The sequence below is a fragment of the Thermodesulfobacterium thermophilum DSM 1276 genome, assembly GCF_000421605.1.
Taxonomy (GTDB): domain Bacteria; phylum Desulfobacterota; class Thermodesulfobacteria; order Thermodesulfobacteriales; family Thermodesulfobacteriaceae; genus Thermodesulfobacterium; species Thermodesulfobacterium thermophilum.
This window is the reverse complement of sequence record NZ_ATXI01000001.1, coordinates 13,376-27,677: the sequence shown is the minus strand read 5'-3', so window position 1 is coordinate 27,677 and position 14,302 is coordinate 13,376. Positions and strand designations below refer to the sequence as shown.

Annotated in this window: 19 protein-coding genes; 17 read left to right on the top strand and 2 right to left on the bottom strand. The window is 38.6% G+C overall.

The annotated features are described in order from the left end of the window. The first annotated feature begins 122 nt into the window (after positions 1 to 122). From H529_RS12030 to H529_RS0100120, 14 genes are all read left to right on the top strand, one after another. Complete coding sequence (locus H529_RS12030; protein ID WP_022854557.1) at positions 123 to 476, top strand: prepilin-type N-terminal cleavage/methylation domain-containing protein; 354 nt, start codon at positions 123 to 125, stop codon at positions 474 to 476. Positions 477 to 515: 39 nt separating this feature from the next. Further along, entirely contained in the window at positions 516 to 860 is a 345-nt protein-coding gene (locus H529_RS0100180; RefSeq protein WP_022854556.1) for a type II secretion system protein, read from the top strand. Between the two features lie 160 nt (positions 861 to 1,020). Continuing rightward, positions 1,021 to 1,971: a radical SAM protein gene (locus tag H529_RS0100175; protein ID WP_022854555.1), complete on the top strand. Its 951-nt coding sequence runs from the start codon at positions 1,021 to 1,023 to the stop codon at positions 1,969 to 1,971. 5 nt (positions 1,972 to 1,976) lie between these two features. Further along, positions 1,977 to 2,516, top strand: coding sequence for an SMC-Scp complex subunit ScpB (gene scpB, locus H529_RS09515; protein WP_022854554.1), 540 nt, complete (start codon positions 1,977 to 1,979; stop codon positions 2,514 to 2,516). 15 nt (positions 2,517 to 2,531) lie between these two features. Continuing rightward, the gene (locus H529_RS0100165; RefSeq protein ID WP_022854553.1) at positions 2,532 to 2,987 is read left to right on the top strand and encodes a hypothetical protein; all 456 of its coding nucleotides are present in this window, start codon (positions 2,532 to 2,534) and stop codon (positions 2,985 to 2,987) included. Then, the gene (gene hisH, locus H529_RS0100160) at positions 2,984 to 3,610 is read left to right on the top strand and encodes an imidazole glycerol phosphate synthase subunit HisH (protein WP_022854552.1); all 627 of its coding nucleotides are present in this window, start codon (positions 2,984 to 2,986) and stop codon (positions 3,608 to 3,610) included. The genes H529_RS0100165 and hisH overlap by 4 nt, the downstream gene beginning before the upstream one ends. 160 nt (positions 3,611 to 3,770) lie before the next feature. Then, on the top strand, positions 3,771 to 4,613 hold the full coding sequence (gene rpsB / locus H529_RS0100155) for a 30S ribosomal protein S2 (RefSeq protein WP_022854551.1): 843 nt from the start codon (positions 3,771 to 3,773) through the stop codon (positions 4,611 to 4,613). Positions 4,614 to 4,635: 22 nt separating this feature from the next. Further along, positions 4,636 to 5,232, top strand: coding sequence for a translation elongation factor Ts (gene tsf / locus H529_RS0100150; RefSeq protein ID WP_022854550.1), 597 nt, complete (start codon positions 4,636 to 4,638; stop codon positions 5,230 to 5,232). 1 nt (position 5,233) lies between these two features. Further along, positions 5,234 to 5,950, top strand: a complete 717-nt coding sequence (gene pyrH / locus H529_RS0100145; protein WP_022854549.1) for a UMP kinase — start codon at positions 5,234 to 5,236, stop codon at positions 5,948 to 5,950. A gap of 14 nt (positions 5,951 to 5,964) precedes the next feature. Continuing rightward, a complete protein-coding gene (frr, locus tag H529_RS0100140) occupies positions 5,965 to 6,519 on the top strand; it encodes a ribosome recycling factor (RefSeq protein ID WP_022854548.1) in 555 nt (184 codons plus the stop codon). Between the two features lie 4 nt (positions 6,520 to 6,523). Beyond that, on the top strand, positions 6,524 to 7,261 hold the full coding sequence (locus H529_RS0100135; RefSeq protein ID WP_022854547.1) for an isoprenyl transferase: 738 nt from the start codon (positions 6,524 to 6,526) through the stop codon (positions 7,259 to 7,261). Further along, complete coding sequence (locus tag H529_RS11055) at positions 7,251 to 8,027, top strand: phosphatidate cytidylyltransferase (protein WP_022854546.1); 777 nt, start codon at positions 7,251 to 7,253, stop codon at positions 8,025 to 8,027. The genes H529_RS0100135 and H529_RS11055 overlap by 11 nt, the downstream gene beginning before the upstream one ends. Before the next feature lie 11 nt (positions 8,028 to 8,038). Next, positions 8,039 to 8,650: an HD domain-containing protein gene (locus H529_RS09505; protein WP_022854545.1), complete on the top strand. Its 612-nt coding sequence runs from the start codon at positions 8,039 to 8,041 to the stop codon at positions 8,648 to 8,650. Then, positions 8,595 to 9,530, top strand: a complete 936-nt coding sequence (locus H529_RS0100120) for a D-alanine--D-alanine ligase family protein (RefSeq protein ID WP_022854544.1) — start codon at positions 8,595 to 8,597, stop codon at positions 9,528 to 9,530. Before H529_RS09505 ends, H529_RS0100120 begins: the two co-directional genes overlap by 56 nt. On the opposite strand, the gene H529_RS0100115 is transcribed toward H529_RS0100120, so the two are convergent. Continuing rightward, a complete protein-coding gene (locus H529_RS0100115) occupies positions 9,527 to 9,916 on the bottom strand; it encodes a hypothetical protein (protein WP_022854543.1) in 390 nt (129 codons plus the stop codon). The genes H529_RS0100120 and H529_RS0100115 overlap by 4 nt on opposite strands. Positions 9,917 to 9,929: 13 nt before the next feature. On the opposite strand from H529_RS0100115, the gene H529_RS09500 reads away from it, so the two are divergent. Continuing rightward, the gene (locus H529_RS09500) at positions 9,930 to 10,343 is read left to right on the top strand and encodes a BON domain-containing protein (RefSeq protein ID WP_022854542.1); all 414 of its coding nucleotides are present in this window, start codon (positions 9,930 to 9,932) and stop codon (positions 10,341 to 10,343) included. Here the strand turns inward: H529_RS09500 and mnmL are convergent. Further along, positions 10,340 to 11,263: a tRNA modification radical SAM protein MnmL/YtqA gene (gene mnmL, locus H529_RS0100105; protein WP_022854541.1), complete on the bottom strand. Its 924-nt coding sequence runs from the start codon at positions 11,261 to 11,263 to the stop codon at positions 10,340 to 10,342. The genes H529_RS09500 and mnmL overlap by 4 nt on opposite strands. 86 nt (positions 11,264 to 11,349) lie before the next feature. Here mnmL and lhgO point away from each other — a divergent pair, with 86 nt between their 5' ends. Both lhgO and dnaX read left to right on the top strand, forming a co-directional pair. Next, complete coding sequence (gene lhgO / locus H529_RS0100100) at positions 11,350 to 12,543, top strand: L-2-hydroxyglutarate oxidase (RefSeq protein ID WP_022854540.1); 1,194 nt, start codon at positions 11,350 to 11,352, stop codon at positions 12,541 to 12,543. Between the two features lie 241 nt (positions 12,544 to 12,784). Then, complete coding sequence (dnaX, locus tag H529_RS09495) at positions 12,785 to 14,299, top strand: DNA polymerase III subunit gamma/tau (protein WP_022854538.1); 1,515 nt, start codon at positions 12,785 to 12,787, stop codon at positions 14,297 to 14,299. Positions 14,300 to 14,302 lie beyond the last annotated feature (3 nt).

The following is a 14,302-nucleotide window of genomic DNA, read 5'->3' as shown; positions in this document are numbered from 1 at the left end:
AATTTTCCCTTTATTTTTTATAAATTTTAATAAAATTAAAAATAATTTTAGCTATTGACTTTTTGATAAAAAGTTGTTATTTGATATTTATAGAAAGTAAAAAATACTTTAGGAGGTAGGTTATGAGTAGAGGTAAGGGTTTTACGTTGATTGAGCTTTTGATCGTGGTTGCCATCATCGCCATCTTAGCTGCCATTGCCATTCCGCAGTTTTCAAAGTATCGTAGAAACGCAGCTGTAGCGGGTTGTCAGTCAGACTTGAGAAATGCAATGACCCAATGTGCAGCCTACCTTGCTGAGCATCCTGAGGCTCAGAATATGGCTGCTTGTGAATCAGCTTCTGGTATTATGAAGAATACTACTTATGTAGACGTAACTTTTGGCAACGATACTGCTACAGGTACTTGTAAAGGTCCTGCAACAGGTGTATCTTGTACTATAGCTGCTAACGGAACCATGAGTTGTACAGGAATTTAATATTTTCAGCACCCCTCCCAACGTAGGGGAGGGGTTTTTATGTCTAAAGCCTTTACTTTGATCGAAGTTTTAGTAGTTATAGGGATAATAACTATCCTCCTGGGATTGGCAATAATTTTTTATCATCAGTATTTATCAAAAGCAATTAAAGCTTCTCTGCTTTCTGATGTGAGAAATTGTCTTAGCCTAGTTGCAATTTCAAAACAGGAAAATGGGACTTCTTCTCTATCTCAAGTAGTTGCTACCTGTCCTAAGTCAAAATACACTCAAAACTTGATTCTTGAATCAGAGAATCCCATTAAACTTACTGCTACTTCTATCTCAGGAGAGGTTGCTTGTAGTTATAATGAGACCTCTGGTTTAGTTTTATGTAGCGAGATATAGAATATTGTCAATATATTGTCAATTCAATTTGTCAATTCTAAAAACTTATAAACAAATTATTACCTCTAAAAAAGTTTGGTCTGTATTTTTTAGAGGATGTTTCTCTTTTTTAGATTTTAAAAGGTGTTATATTATTTACTTAAAAATTTGAGGATTTTTTATGGAAAAATCCTTTGTTTGGAAGAAGAGTTTACTTTTTGGTCCTGTTCGGTCAAGAAGGCTTGGCAGGTCTCTTGGGATAGACTTGGTTCCAAGAAAGGTCTGCTCTATGGATTGCCTTTACTGTGAGGTAGGAAAAACCACCTTTCTTACCACTGAAAGAAGGTTTTATTTTACCAAAGAGGAGATAGAAGAGGCCATACTTACTGCCAAAGAAAAACAGGATTTTTTTGATGTTTTTACCCTTACAGGGAGTGGAGAACCTACCCTAAACTTTTATTTTGAAGAGACCCTGTTTTTAGCTAAAAAGCACCTTTCAAAGCCTGTGGCTGTGCTTACCAACAGCACTTTGTTGCATATATCTTCGGTTAGAGAGGCTTTGTGTGAGGCTGACCTTGTGCTTCCTTCCCTTGATGCTGCCCGTCCAGAAACTTTTAACCTCATAAACAGGCCGGCTAAAGGGATAAGTTTAGAAAACATCATCGATGGGTTAAAAGAGTTGAGAAAACAGATGAAAGGTGAGATGTGGGTTGAGGTGTTTTTCCTTGCAGGGATAAACGACAGCCAAGAAGACCTGGAAGCATTAAAGAAATTTATAGAAGAGATAGACCCTCATAAGGTTCAGTTAAACACAGCGGTAAGGCCGGTAGCCTATCAAGAGGCCAGGCCTTTATCTTATGCTAAGTTAGAGGAAATAGCCAGATTTTTAGGAGAAAAGACAGAGGTTATAGTAAATAGAGAGAGGCTTGAGAGAAGGCTTTTAAGTCTAACTCTTGAAGGTTTAGAGAAAGAGGTGGTAGCCTACGTAAAAAGAAGGCCTGCATCAGTCGAAGAATTAAGCGAAGCCTTCGGGGTAGAGCCTAAGGTTTTGTTAGAGCTTTTAGAAAGACTTTCTCAAGAAGGAGTCTTAAAGTTAAAAGAACTTGAAGGTCAAACCTACTATTCAGCCTAAAAACGATGTTTTACGAGAGGGATTTTTATAAAAAGGTGGTTGAGGCGGTGCTTTTTGTGGCAGGTCGGTCGGTAAGTTTAAAGGAGTTGTCTCAGGTTTGTGACAACCTTTCGAAGGGAGAAATTTTAAGCATTTTACAGGAACTTAAAAAGGAATATCAGTCAAGAGGGGTTAGGCTGGTTGAGGTGGCTGAGGGTTATCGGTTAGAAAGTGCCCCAGAGGTAGCAGACTATCTTAAAACCTTTTTAAAGCCTAAAGGGTTTAGATGGACGAAAACCCTTCTTGAGACCTTGGCTGTGATAGCCTATTTTCAGCCGATTACCAGGGCTGAGATTTCTGCCAAAAGAGGAGGGGTTGATGTCGGGGCTGCCCTTAAAACTTTGCTGGAAAACAACTTTATCAGGGTGGTTGGTAGAAAAGACGTGCCTGGAAGGCCCCTTCTTTACGGAACCACCCCTTTCTTTTTAGAATATTTTGGATTAAAATCCCTGAAAGACCTTCCACCTATAGATGAACTAAAAAGTTTAGCTGAAAGAGAAGATTAAACACTACAGGAAAAGATGGGTATAAGAAAAGAGGTTCTACAAGAGATAGAGTTTATCCTTTATGAAGGCGGAGAGATCCCGGAGGTGTGTTTTTGGAATAGCTTTTTCTACCTTACCTCACCTCCTCCAGAAGGGTTAGGCCTTACCCTTACTCAAGAAGAGCTCAAGGCTTTAAAGCAAGCTGTAATAGAAAGGTATTTAGCCATCATAGAGCGTGATTTGACGGCTGAGTTCATAGAAAAACCCTTTTATCGTGGCCTATCTCGGGCAGCTATAAACGTAAGAAGGCTTAAAAATTTCATCAAGAATTCTGGGTTGGAAGAAGACTTTAAAGACGGGGCTTTAAGAAGAAAGCTTAAGAGGCTTTTAAAAAGGTTTGAGGCAGATTTAAAGAGGAAGAGCCTCAGTTTAGAGAATGTAGCTACCAGGGAAGAGGTTAGAGATTTTAAAAGAGAGGTGGATGGGTTATGATAGGGATAGTTGACTACAAGGCTGGTAATCTTACCAGTGTAGCCAGAGCGCTTTCCTTTTTCAGATATAGATGGATTATTTCTCATGACCCAGAGGAGCTTAAAAAGGCAGAAAGGATTATTTTTCCAGGAGTAGGGGCGGCTAAAAGTGCGATGGATAGTTTAAAAGAAACAGGTTTAGACGAGTTTTTAAAAGAGACTTTTTTAAAAGGAACTCCTATTTTAGGTATTTGTCTTGGTACGCAGGTAATTTTTGAAGAAAGCGAAGAAGACGGAGGAACTAAGACCTTAGGTCTTCTCAAAGGTAGGGTAAAAAGATTTCCTGATCCTCTTTTGTTTGAGGGAGAAAGACTAAAGGTGCCGCATATGGGGTGGAACCAGGTGGTTTGGCAAAGGCCTCATCCTGTTTTTCAGGGTCTTGACCCAGAGTATGAATATTATTTTGTTCACAGTTATTATGTGGTGCCAGAAGAGGAAGAGGTAATATACGGGATTACCTTTCATGGCATCCCCTTTCCTTCGGTGGTAGCCTATAAAAACTTGGTAGCCCTTCAGTTTCATCCTGAAAAAAGCGGAAAGCCTGGCCTTCAAATTTTAGACCAGTTTTGTCGTTGGACACCTTAGGTTCTCTTGGTTTTTAAGTTGAAAAAATATAAAACTATGTTTTAATTAGGAAAACATAAAAAGCACGTCTAAGGTTTGGGGTGCCCCTTATTTGAGACAAGGGGTTCTGTGTTCCATTACCTTAGGCGGAAGCTAAAACCCCAAAAAGGAGGAAGGAGAAATGGCTCACATTACGATGAAGCAGCTTTTGGAAGCTGGTGTTCATTTTGGACATCAGACCCGTCGTTGGAATCCCAAGATGAAGCCCTTCATCTTTGGAGAAAGAAACGGGATCCACATCATCGACCTTCAACAAACCCTTAAGTATTTTGAGATTGCCTACGAGTTTGTGGTAAACCTGGTAGCAGAAGGTGGAAAGCTTCTGTTTGTAGGCACCAAAAAACAGGCCCAAGACACCATCAGAGAAGAGGCAGAAAGATGTGGAATGTATTATGTGGATTATCGTTGGCTTGGAGGTACCCTTACCAACTTTAGGACTATAAGACAGAGTGTGGAAAAGTTAAAAAGGATTGAGTCCTGGTTCGAAGATGGGACGATAGAGAGGTTCCCTAAAAAAGAAAGATTAAAACTTGAGCGTTTAAAAAACAAGCTTGAGAGGAACTTAAAAGGTATTAAAGATATGGAAACCCTTCCTCAGGCGCTGTTTGTGGTAGACCCAGTCCATGAGAAAATTGCGGTAAAAGAAGCCAGAAAACTTGGTATCCCTATCGTAGCCATCGTTGATACCAACTGTGACCCAGATTTAATAGACTATATCATTCCTGGAAATGACGATGCTATAAGGGCAGTCAAACTTATTACCGGAAAGATTGCTGATGCTTGCCTGGAGGGTTTAGAGATCTATAAGGAAAAGGTGGCTGCTCAAACAGACAAAGAGTTAAGTTTAGAGGAAGAATTTTTGAAGAGAGATGAAGAGGCAGCGGCTGAGGCTATTTTAGAAGAGATACTGGCAGAAGAAAAGAAGGAAACCAAGTTTGAAGAACTTGCTAAAAATATAGACTAAAAGAAAAAGGAGGTTTTAAGAGATGGCTCAGATTAGTATAGACCTTATAAAACAGCTTAGAGAAAGGACGGCTGCTGGTTTTTCTGATTGTAAAAAAGCCTTGGAAGAGGCAGGTGGAGACATAGAAAAGGCAGTAGATATTTTGAGGAAAAAGGGTCTTGCTATCGCCGCTAAAAGAGCCGGTAAGGCAACCAGTGAAGGGGTGGTAGCTGCTTATATTCACAGCAACAAAAAAATCGGTGTGCTTGTTGAGGTAAACTGTGAGACAGATTTTGTGGCAAGAACAGAGGAGTTTCAACAGTTTGCCCATGACATAGCCATGCAGATTGCTGCCACCAACCCTGTAGCTGTCACCAGAGAAGAGGTGCCTCAGGAAGTAATCGAGAGAGAAAAAAAAATCTATGAAGAGCAGGTAAGAGAAAGCGGAAAGCCTGAAAATGTTATTCCTAAGATTGTAGAAGGTAAGATGGAAAAGTTTTATAAAGAAAACGTGCTTTTAGAACAGCCTTTTATCAAAAACCCAGAGGTTACCATCCAGGACCTCTTAAATGAGTTGATAGCCAAGACCGGTGAAAGAATAGTTATCAAAAGGTTTGCCAGGTTTCAGATAGGAGAATAGGGTGACTGAACTAAAGTATAAAAGAGTGCTTCTTAAGATTTCGGGAGAGGCTCTTCTTGGAAGTAAGTCTTTTGGTATAGATGCTAAGGTGATCAACCAGATAGCAGAGGAGTTAAAAGAGGTTTATCAGTATGGGCTGGAGATAGGTATAGTTATCGGAGGAGGAAATATTTTTCGAGGGGTAGCCGGAGAAAAGCAAGGGATGGATAGAGCCCGGGCAGACTACATGGGTATGCTTGCAACCCTTATCAACGCCTTAGCCCTACAGGATGCCATAGAAGCGCAGGGGGTATCCTGCAGGGTGATGTCTGCTCTTGAGGTTATAGAAGTAGCAGAACCTTACATAAGAGAAAAGGCTATCAGGCATTTGGAAAAAGGTAGAGTACTTATCCTTGCCTGTGGTACCGGCAATCCTTTTTTTACCACCGATACCGCCGCGGTTTTAAGGGCTCTTGAGCTTAAGTGTGAGGTCCTTTTTAAGGCTACCAAGGTAGATGGTGTCTACGATAAAGACCCGAAAAAACATCCTGATGCTAAAAAATTTGACGAGCTTACTTTTGATGAAGCTTTGCATAAGAGGCTTAAAGTGATGGATGCTACAGCTTTTTCCTTAGCTAGAGACTATAAACTTCCTATCCTGGTTTTTAACCTTTTAAACTACGGAAATATTAAAAAAGCAGTTTTAGGAGAAAGTGTAGGAACTTACATCAAAGCTTAAAGGAGGTGAGGTCTGTGAACCAAGCCTTAGAGGATGCGAAAAACAGAATGGAAAAGACAGTTAAAAACCTTAAAGAAGAGTTTTCCCATCTAAGGACTTCCAGGGCTTCTATAGGTTTGTTAGAGGGTATCAAGGTGGACTGTTATGGAACAAAGATGCCTATTCCTCAGATAGCAACCGTTAACATCATCGAAGGAAAAACCATAGTTATTCAACCCTGGGATGCAAGTTTGGTAAAAGAGATAGAAAAGGCTATTCAAAAATCTGACCTTGGGATCAACCCTACCTCAGACGGAAAAACCATCAAGCTGGTGATGCCACCTCTTACCGAAGAAAGAAGAAAGGAACTGGTAAAGGTAGCTAACAAACTGGCTGAAGAGGCTCGCATTGCCATAAGAAACATCAGAAGGGATGTGCTTGAAAAGTTTAAGGCAGCTAAAAAGAAAGGAGAGATCTCAGAGGATGACTACAATCAACTTGAAAAGAAAGTGCAAAAACTTACAGACGATTATATCAAAAAGGTAGATACGGTTTTAAAAGATAAAGAAAAAGAGATCCTCTCCGTATAACCCGATGGCTTTTTCTTCATTTTCTTTAGACCTTTCTAAGCTTCCCCAGCATGTTGCTATAATCATGGATGGTAACGGCCGATGGGCTAAAAAGCATGGATTCTCCAGGTTTTATGGTCATAAAAAAGGGGCAGAAACCGCTAAAAAAGTGATAGAAAAGACCTATGAACTAAGAATTCCCTATTTAACCCTTTTTGCCTTTTCTAAAGAAAACTGGAAGCGCCCTAAGGAAGAAGTAGAGGCTATTTTAGAACTTTTTAAGGTTTATCTTACTAAGGAAAAGCACTTTTTGATAGAAAAAGGTATTCGTTTAAAAGTAATCGGGGATAGGAAAGATTTTTCCGAAGATTTGGTGGATTTGATAGAAGAGATAGAGGAAGAAACCAGACACAACTCTGAGCTTACTTTGTGTTTAGCCTTAAGCTATGGGGGTAGGGCAGAGATTTTAAAGGCTGTAAAAGACATATCAACTAAGGTCAAACAAGGCCTGTTAGACCCAGAAACCATAGACGAAAAGGTATTTAGAGAACATCTTTATACCCAAGACATACCTGATCCAGACCTCCTTATCCGCACAAGTGGCGAGGAAAGGATCTCTAATTTCTTACTTTTTCAGATAGCCTATACTGAACTTTATTTTACCCCTGTTTATTGGCCAGAATTTACCGAAGAAGAGTATCTAAAGGCGCTTTGGTCTTACCAACAGAGAGAGAGAAGGTTTGGCGGTGTGTGTGAATTTTAAGCGTGTAGTTACGGCATTAGTTCTTTTTCCTCTTCTGGTGGTTGTTTTAATCAAAGGCCCTTATCAATTACTTATAACTTTGGTAGGTTTCTCTGGCTTAATCTGCCTATATGAATGGACAAGGCTTTATGACTTAAAGTTTCCCTGGTTTTTAGGTTTGTCTATTTTATGGTTCTTTGGATTGTTAGGCTTTTTTTGGTTAAAAGACCCTTTGATGGTTTTTTTTATGTTCTTGGTATTTCCTTTCTTACCTTTTCTTAGACAGTATGAAAAAGATAGGTTTGCTAAAGAGTTTTTTCCGGCAGTTTTAGGCCTTTTTTATGTAGGGATAGGGCTTTACCCTTTTTTAGAAATTATAAGTTTTTTTAGCAGGGAACATCTGGTTTATTTTTTTGCGGTGGTTTTTGCTAATGATACCGGGGCTTATCTAACAGGAAAACTTCTAGGAAAAAGACTACTTGTACCTAAAATTTCTCCTAAAAAAACATGGGAGGGATTTATAGGAGGAATATTGTTGGGGGTTGTGGTAAGTGTTTTTTGTAATTACCTCTTTAAAATTTTTAGTTTTGAGATAAATCTTTTAACCAGTTTGATTTTATGCTTGTTTGGGGTGTTGGGTGATCTTTTAGAGTCTGCGTTTAAGAGGATGGTAGGCAAAAAGGATTCAGGGAAAATTATTTGGGGACATGGTGGCCTTCTTGACAGGATCGATGGGGTTATGGTGGCCTCTCCTGTCTATCTTTTCTGGCTAAAATTTATAACCTAACCCTTTAAGCGATGCTTTCGGTAAAAGATTGTTATGCTCTTTTAGAAAAAGAAGGAGTCCCTCCTCATATCATCAGTCATTCTGAAAAAGTGGCTTTACTTTCGCTATTTTTAGGATGCAGATTAAAAAAAGAATTTAAGGCAAACCTTGAGATTCCTTTACTGATCGCAGGGGCTTTGCTTCATGACATAAAAAAATACGAAGCTATCTTAAAAGGAACTAACCATGCTATAGCAGGTTATAGGTTTTTAAAAAGTTTAGGCTATCCTCAAATAGCTTCTATCATAAAATCCCATGTATATTTAGACCTTAGCACCCTAAAAGGTCCGATAACCGAAGAAGAGATCGTTTATTATACAGACAAAAGGGTAAAACACGAAGAGATAGTTTGTCTTAAAGAAAGGTTTTCTGACCTTAAGATAAGATATGGTAAAACCCTTTCTTCTCAAATTAGGATCTATTTTTTAGAAAAGCTTTCTTATGTGATAGAGGATAGGATTTTTAAAGGTTTAAGTTTTGGTCCCGAACAACTTTTAACCTTAGAAAGACTTGACAAGGAGGCAAGGGATGTGTTCGAAGTCTGTTTTAAGGGTTGCTCTAATTGCAGGGGGGAGGTCTTCTGAAAGAGAGGTTTCTCTTAAAGGAGCTCAAGCAGTAAAGAAGGCTTTAGAGGCTTTAGGACATAGGTATGAGTTTTTTGACCCAGCAACCGACCTTTTGGCTTTGATGCAGAGGGCTAAAGAGTTTGATTGTGCCTTTTTAGTAGTACATGGACCTGGGGGAGAAGATGGAACCTTGCAGGGTTTTTTAGATTCTATAGGTCTTCCTTATCAGGGGGCAGGAGTTTTGGGGAGCGCCCTTGCCATGCATAAAGGTTTAGCCAAACAACTCTATCGTTTAGCAGGGCTTAAAGTTCCAGAAGGACGCTCTTTTACCAAGGAAGAAGGTTTTGAAAAAGCAAGAGATTTTGCTAAATCGTTGGGATATCCTTTGGTGGTAAAACCTGCAACTCAGGGTTCAAGTATAGGTTTAACCATAGTCAAACAAGAAAAAGATTTGTCTGAGGCCTTAGAAAAGGCCTATGCTGTCGATAACGAAATCTTGATAGAAGAGTATTTGAAAGGGCGAGAAATCACGGTAGGAATCTTAGATGACAAACCTTTACCTGTGGTAGAGATCATACCTAAGTCCTCTGAGACCTTTGATTATACTACCAAATACACCCCAGGACTGGCAGAAGAAATTTGCCCCGCACCTATAGGAGAAGAGCTGACAAAAAAAGCGCAAAACTATGGCTTGATAGCACACAACTGCCTCAAACTAAGACATTATAGCCGAACAGACATGATCATAAAAGACCAGGAACTTTATGTTTTAGAAACTAATACCATCCCTGGTATGACAGAAACAAGCCTTTTACCTCTTGCTGCTAAAGTAGCAGGCTATACCTTTGAAAGTTTAATTCAAAAACTGTTAGAATTAGCCTTAAGAAAAAGGCATTAAGAATAAAATCCTTTTTTTATTTTCTGGGCTTCTACCCCAAGGAGAAAGGCCCAGTCTTTGATAAATTTTTTGGTATAAGACTCAGGTAAAGAGGAGACAATCTTATCTATCTCCATCGCTTGCGAAAGTAAGAAGTCTCCTATAGTTTCTGCTTTTGAAGAAGATAACGAAGAGTTTACCATACTTTCTAAGACTCCTAAAGTTTGCTCTATTTTGTTAAAAGCCATCTGGGTTTTCTCTTCTTGGGTCTTTTGTAAAAACTCCTGTGTTTCTAACTCAGAAAGGGCTACCTTTAGATATTTGGCGAAGGAGCTGTCCCCTCCTTCTACCTTTTCAGGTTTTATGGTAAAATTAAAGAAAGCTAAGTTTTTATTTTCTATTTTCATAAGGAGGCTCCTTATGCTTAGTTATTTTTATTTTAGATATAAAATCGGAAAAAATCAAGAAACCTTTAGTCAGATGATTTTGAAAAAATTAGGGTTGGGTTTGATGATTTTAGGTTTAGGGTTAAACCTTGGGGGATGTGGTTGGGTATTGGTAGGTGGTGGGGTTGCGGCAGGGTATAAGGTGGCTACTGATCCAAGGAGTGTCGGTACACAGATAGATGATGCAAAGATCACCGCTAAGATTAAAATGAAAATCATAGAAGATAAAGATTTAAAAGCCTTTTCTATTGATGTAGATACGGTAAACGGTGTGGTAACCCTTACCGGGGTGGTAGAAAACGAATATCAGAGGTCTAAAGCAGTAGCTATAGCTAAAAGTGTACCAGGGGTTAAGACCATAATAAACAACCTGCAGATAAAACATTAAATACGGTTAAAATTTTTTCCTTGATAAAGCTGATTGGCTTGCATAAACTTTTGGATCTGAGATACTACCTCGTGTTTTTGGGCAACCCATAGAGGTGCAATCAAATCTTCTTTTCGCGCTTCTGAGCATAGTCTATGGATCACCGTTGTTTCTGGAAGATAGGTTAAAGCTTCTGCTACTAAAGAAACATACTCCTCTTTCTCTAAAGGTGTATATTTTTGTTGACGATACCAATTTTCGAGTTGAGAACCTTTAGGGATGTATAAGGCGTGAAATTTAATTCCGTCGACCTTAAGTCTACCAAGGGTTTTTACTGTTTCTAACATCATTTCTCTGGTTTCTCCAGGTAATCCAAAGATAATATGTACCACCACCGGTATACCAAACTTTTTTAACAGATTATAAGCTTCTAAGAAATCTTCAAAGGTATGCCCTCGGTTTATTTTTTTTAAGGTCTCGTTATGGATGGTTTGTAATCCAAGCTCTACCCATACGTAGTAACCCAAATCTATGTAGTTAAGTAAAAGTTTGATTATCTCTTCGTTTACACAATCAGGGCGAGTTCCTATCGCCATCCCTACGATGGAACTATCTAAAAACAAGACGTCATAAAATCTTTTAAGGGTTTGAAGGTCTGCGTAGGTATTACTAAACGACTGGAAGTAAGCGATAAACTTATTAAATCCTTTAGGTTTGTATAGACTTAAAAAGTGTAAGACCTGTTCTTCTAAGGTTTTACCTTGGGCATAAAGCCCGGTTCCAGACCCTTTGGCATCACAGTAAATACATCCTCCATATCCTTTGGTCCCATCACGGTTAGGACAGGTAAGCCCAGCATCTAAGGGGATTTTTTTTACCTTTTCTCCAAATTTTTCTTTTAAAAAGGAGTTTAGCGACCTATAAAGAACTAAGTTTTTCATGTTTTAAATAATAGGGTTTTTTGTTTTTTTTTCAACTAAAAAAACACAAGACTTGACTAAAGGAAAAACTTAATTAATTTAAGCTTATGCCAAAAATAAAGACAGATTTTCTTATCATCGGAGCAGGCATCGTTGGACTTGCTTTGGCTTTAAAATTAAAAACGCGTTTTCCAGAAAAAGAAATCATTGTCTTAGAAAAAGAAGAGACACTGGGGGCTCATAGTAGTGGAAGAAATAGTGGGGTGCTTCATGCAGGTTTTTACTACTATCCAGATTCGCTAAAAGCTAAATTCACTAAAAAGGGGAACGAAGAACTTACTCGTTATTGCGAGGCCAAAGGCCTTAGTATTAGAAAATGTGGAAAGGTAGTGGTAACTAAATCTGAAGAAGACCTTCCTACCCTTTATGAACTAAAAAGAAGGGGTGAGGCTAACGGAGTAGAAGTTTATCTGATAGACGAAAAAGAACTTAAAGAAATCGAACCTAACGCAAGAACCTTTCAGTTAGCCCTTTGGAGTCCTAACACCTCTACCGTAAATCCTATAGAGATCCTACATGCTTTTAAAACAGACCTAGAGGCAGAAGGAGTAAGGTTTTTCTTTAAAACTCCTTATCAAAAAAGACTTGATGAAAATACCATTTTAGCAGGAGACCTTGTTTTTTCTGCAGAAAAAATCATCAACGCAGCCGGTCTTTATGCGGATAAGATAGCCAAAGACTTTGGTTTTGGTAAAGACTACGTTATCTTACCTTTTAAAGGACTTTATCTGGAATATACAGGCAATTCTCAGTTTATCTCGAGAAACATCTATCCCACGCCAAATCTTAAAAATCCTTTCTTAGGTGTTCATTTTACGATAAAAGTTGACGGTACCATTAAAATAGGCCCTACGGCTACCCCTTGTTTTTCGAGAGAAAACTATCAGATTTTTTCTAACCTAAGGTTTTCTGAGTTGGTTGAAATTACAGGTTATTTAGGCCTACTCTTTTTTAAAAATCCTAAGTTTAGGAGTCTTGCCTTGGATGAGCTAAAGAAATATCATAGGAGGTATCTGATAAAGGAGGCTAAAAAGTTGGTCTACCGAATGGATGAAAAAGGTTTTAACAGATGGGGCAAGCCAGGGATAAGAGCTCAACTTTTAAACAAGAATACCTTGGAGTTAGTTCAGGATTTTGTGATAGAAGGGGACAAACATAGCCTTCATATTTTAAATGCCGTTTCTCCAGCCTTTACAGCCTGTCTTCCTTTTGCAGAATATGTAGTAACTCGATTTTTTTAGAGAAAAATGGAAAGGTCTTCAGAACTTTATAAAACAAAGGAGAGCGAGGATTATCTTACGTGTAAGTACTGCGGAGGAAAGGCGGTTTTAGAGGGCACCTGAGCTAAGGCTAAGGTAAGGTGTCTTACCTGTGGTATGGAGAGGCCTGCAAAAGAATATGAGGAAGAAATCGAAAAACTAAAAGAGAGTTGGATTTCAGGTTTCGGTTGTAAACTTTCAAAATAGCTTTAAAATAGTAAACATGTCTTATTTGGTTTTAGCCAGAAGGTATAGACCTCAGACTTTTAGTGAAGTAATCGGTCAAATCCATGTAGTTAAGACTATAGCTAATGCTATAAAATCTGGGAAACTTTCTCATGCCCTTTTATTTTCTGGTATCAAGGGAACAGGTAAGACCACGATAGCAAGGATTGTAGCTAAAGCTTTAAACTGCTTAAACTTAATTGACGGGTACGAGCCCTGTAATCAGTGTCCTAATTGTTTGGAGATTAACCGCGGGGTTTTTGTAGACGTTATAGAGATAGATGCTGCCTCAAACAGAGGTATAGACCAGATCCGTGAAATCATAGAAAACTTTAAATATGCCCCTACCAGAGGTAAAGCTAAGGTCTACATCATAGACGAAGCCCATATGCTTACCAAAGAGGCTTCAAACGCCTTGCTTAAGTCTTTAGAAGAGCCTCCTTCCCACGTTTATTTTATCTTAGCTACTACAGAGCCAAATAAACTTTTACCTACCATACTTTCGAGATGTCAACGTTATGATTTTAGAAAGTTAGACCTGCCTCAGTTGATAAAGCATCTCAAGTCTATTTGTGAAAAAGAAAACTATCAAATAGAAGAAGATGCCTTAAGGCTTATTGCCAAGGAAGCTCAAGGGAGTTTAAGGGATGCCCTATCGCTTTTAGATCAGGCTATGGCCTATGGTAGTCATACCAAAGAAGATATCATCCAGGCTTTTGGATGGCATGAAGCCCTTTTGATAGAAGAGTTAGCCCAAGTATTGTTAGAAAAAAATCTAAGGAAAACCTTAGAAGTGGCTCAAAAGATTTATGAACAAGGAATAGATTTGATCTATCTTATGGAAAAACTTACTGAGTTTTTTAGAGAGCTTTTCTTGATGAAAGCCTTACCTCATGAAAAAACTCAGCCATTCCAAAATCCTCAGCTTGTGGACCTGGTTTTAGAGTATGAGTTGGAAGAAATCTTTTTGGTTTTACAAAGTCTTACCAGAGACCTTGAGGTTTTAAGAAGAAGTAGTTATCCTCAACTACAGTTTGAGTTAGCCTTGGTAAGGATTTGTGAACAAGCTAAATTGGTTCCGATAAACAAACTGATAGAAAAACTTGAAAGCCTTCCTAACCTTACCTTTGGTCAGGTAAGCTCAGAACCTTTGGTAGCTGAAGTTGAAGAAAAAAAAGAGCCTCAGGTTTCCGATGAGAAAACCTGGCAAGAGTTTTTAGAAAAACTTAAAAGGGAACGTCCTCTTTTGTTTGGTCTTGCCAAAAGTTTACCTGACCCTTCTTTTGATGCCTCCCATATACGTTTAAGAGTTAAAACAACACTAAAAAATTCTCCACATTTTGAAGAGCTTATAGAAAAGATTAAAGACTTTTTTAAAAAAACAGTAAACATAGAGGTTGAGCCTGTATCTCAACCTAAGGTTGAAGAAATAAAAGAAAGGCCTGAAGTAAAGGAGGTTTTGTCTATTTTTTCTGCTAAAATAGCTAACATTCAAATCTTAAACCAGGAGTAAAGG

Coding starts and splice junctions, on each gene's coding strand:
- H529_RS0100175 (WP_022854555.1), top strand. CDS start 1,021: ATGGAAAAATCCTTTGTTTGGAAGAAGAGTTTACTTTTTGGTCCTGTT.
- tsf (WP_022854550.1), top strand. CDS start 4,636: ATGGCTCAGATTAGTATAGACCTTATAAAACAGCTTAGAGAAAGGACG.
- H529_RS12030 (WP_022854557.1), top strand. CDS start 123: ATGAGTAGAGGTAAGGGTTTTACGTTGATTGAGCTTTTGATCGTGGTT.
- H529_RS09500 (WP_022854542.1), top strand. CDS start 9,930: ATGCTTAGTTATTTTTATTTTAGATATAAAATCGGAAAAAATCAAGAA.
- lhgO (WP_022854540.1), top strand. CDS start 11,350: ATGCCAAAAATAAAGACAGATTTTCTTATCATCGGAGCAGGCATCGTT.
- H529_RS0100180 (WP_022854556.1), top strand. CDS start 516: ATGTCTAAAGCCTTTACTTTGATCGAAGTTTTAGTAGTTATAGGGATA.
- mnmL (WP_022854541.1), bottom strand. CDS start 11,263: ATGAAAAACTTAGTTCTTTATAGGTCGCTAAACTCCTTTTTAAAAGAA.
- H529_RS09505 (WP_022854545.1), top strand. CDS start 8,039: ATGCTTTCGGTAAAAGATTGTTATGCTCTTTTAGAAAAAGAAGGAGTC.
- H529_RS0100115 (WP_022854543.1), bottom strand. CDS start 9,916: ATGAAAATAGAAAATAAAAACTTAGCTTTCTTTAATTTTACCATAAAA.
- hisH (WP_022854552.1), top strand. CDS start 2,984: ATGATAGGGATAGTTGACTACAAGGCTGGTAATCTTACCAGTGTAGCC.
- H529_RS0100120 (WP_022854544.1), top strand. CDS start 8,595: ATGTGTTCGAAGTCTGTTTTAAGGGTTGCTCTAATTGCAGGGGGGAGG.
- scpB (WP_022854554.1), top strand. CDS start 1,977: ATGTTTTACGAGAGGGATTTTTATAAAAAGGTGGTTGAGGCGGTGCTT.
- H529_RS0100165 (WP_022854553.1), top strand. CDS start 2,532: ATGGGTATAAGAAAAGAGGTTCTACAAGAGATAGAGTTTATCCTTTAT.
- H529_RS0100135 (WP_022854547.1), top strand. CDS start 6,524: ATGGCTTTTTCTTCATTTTCTTTAGACCTTTCTAAGCTTCCCCAGCAT.
- rpsB (WP_022854551.1), top strand. CDS start 3,771: ATGGCTCACATTACGATGAAGCAGCTTTTGGAAGCTGGTGTTCATTTT.
- dnaX (WP_022854538.1), top strand. CDS start 12,785: ATGTCTTATTTGGTTTTAGCCAGAAGGTATAGACCTCAGACTTTTAGT.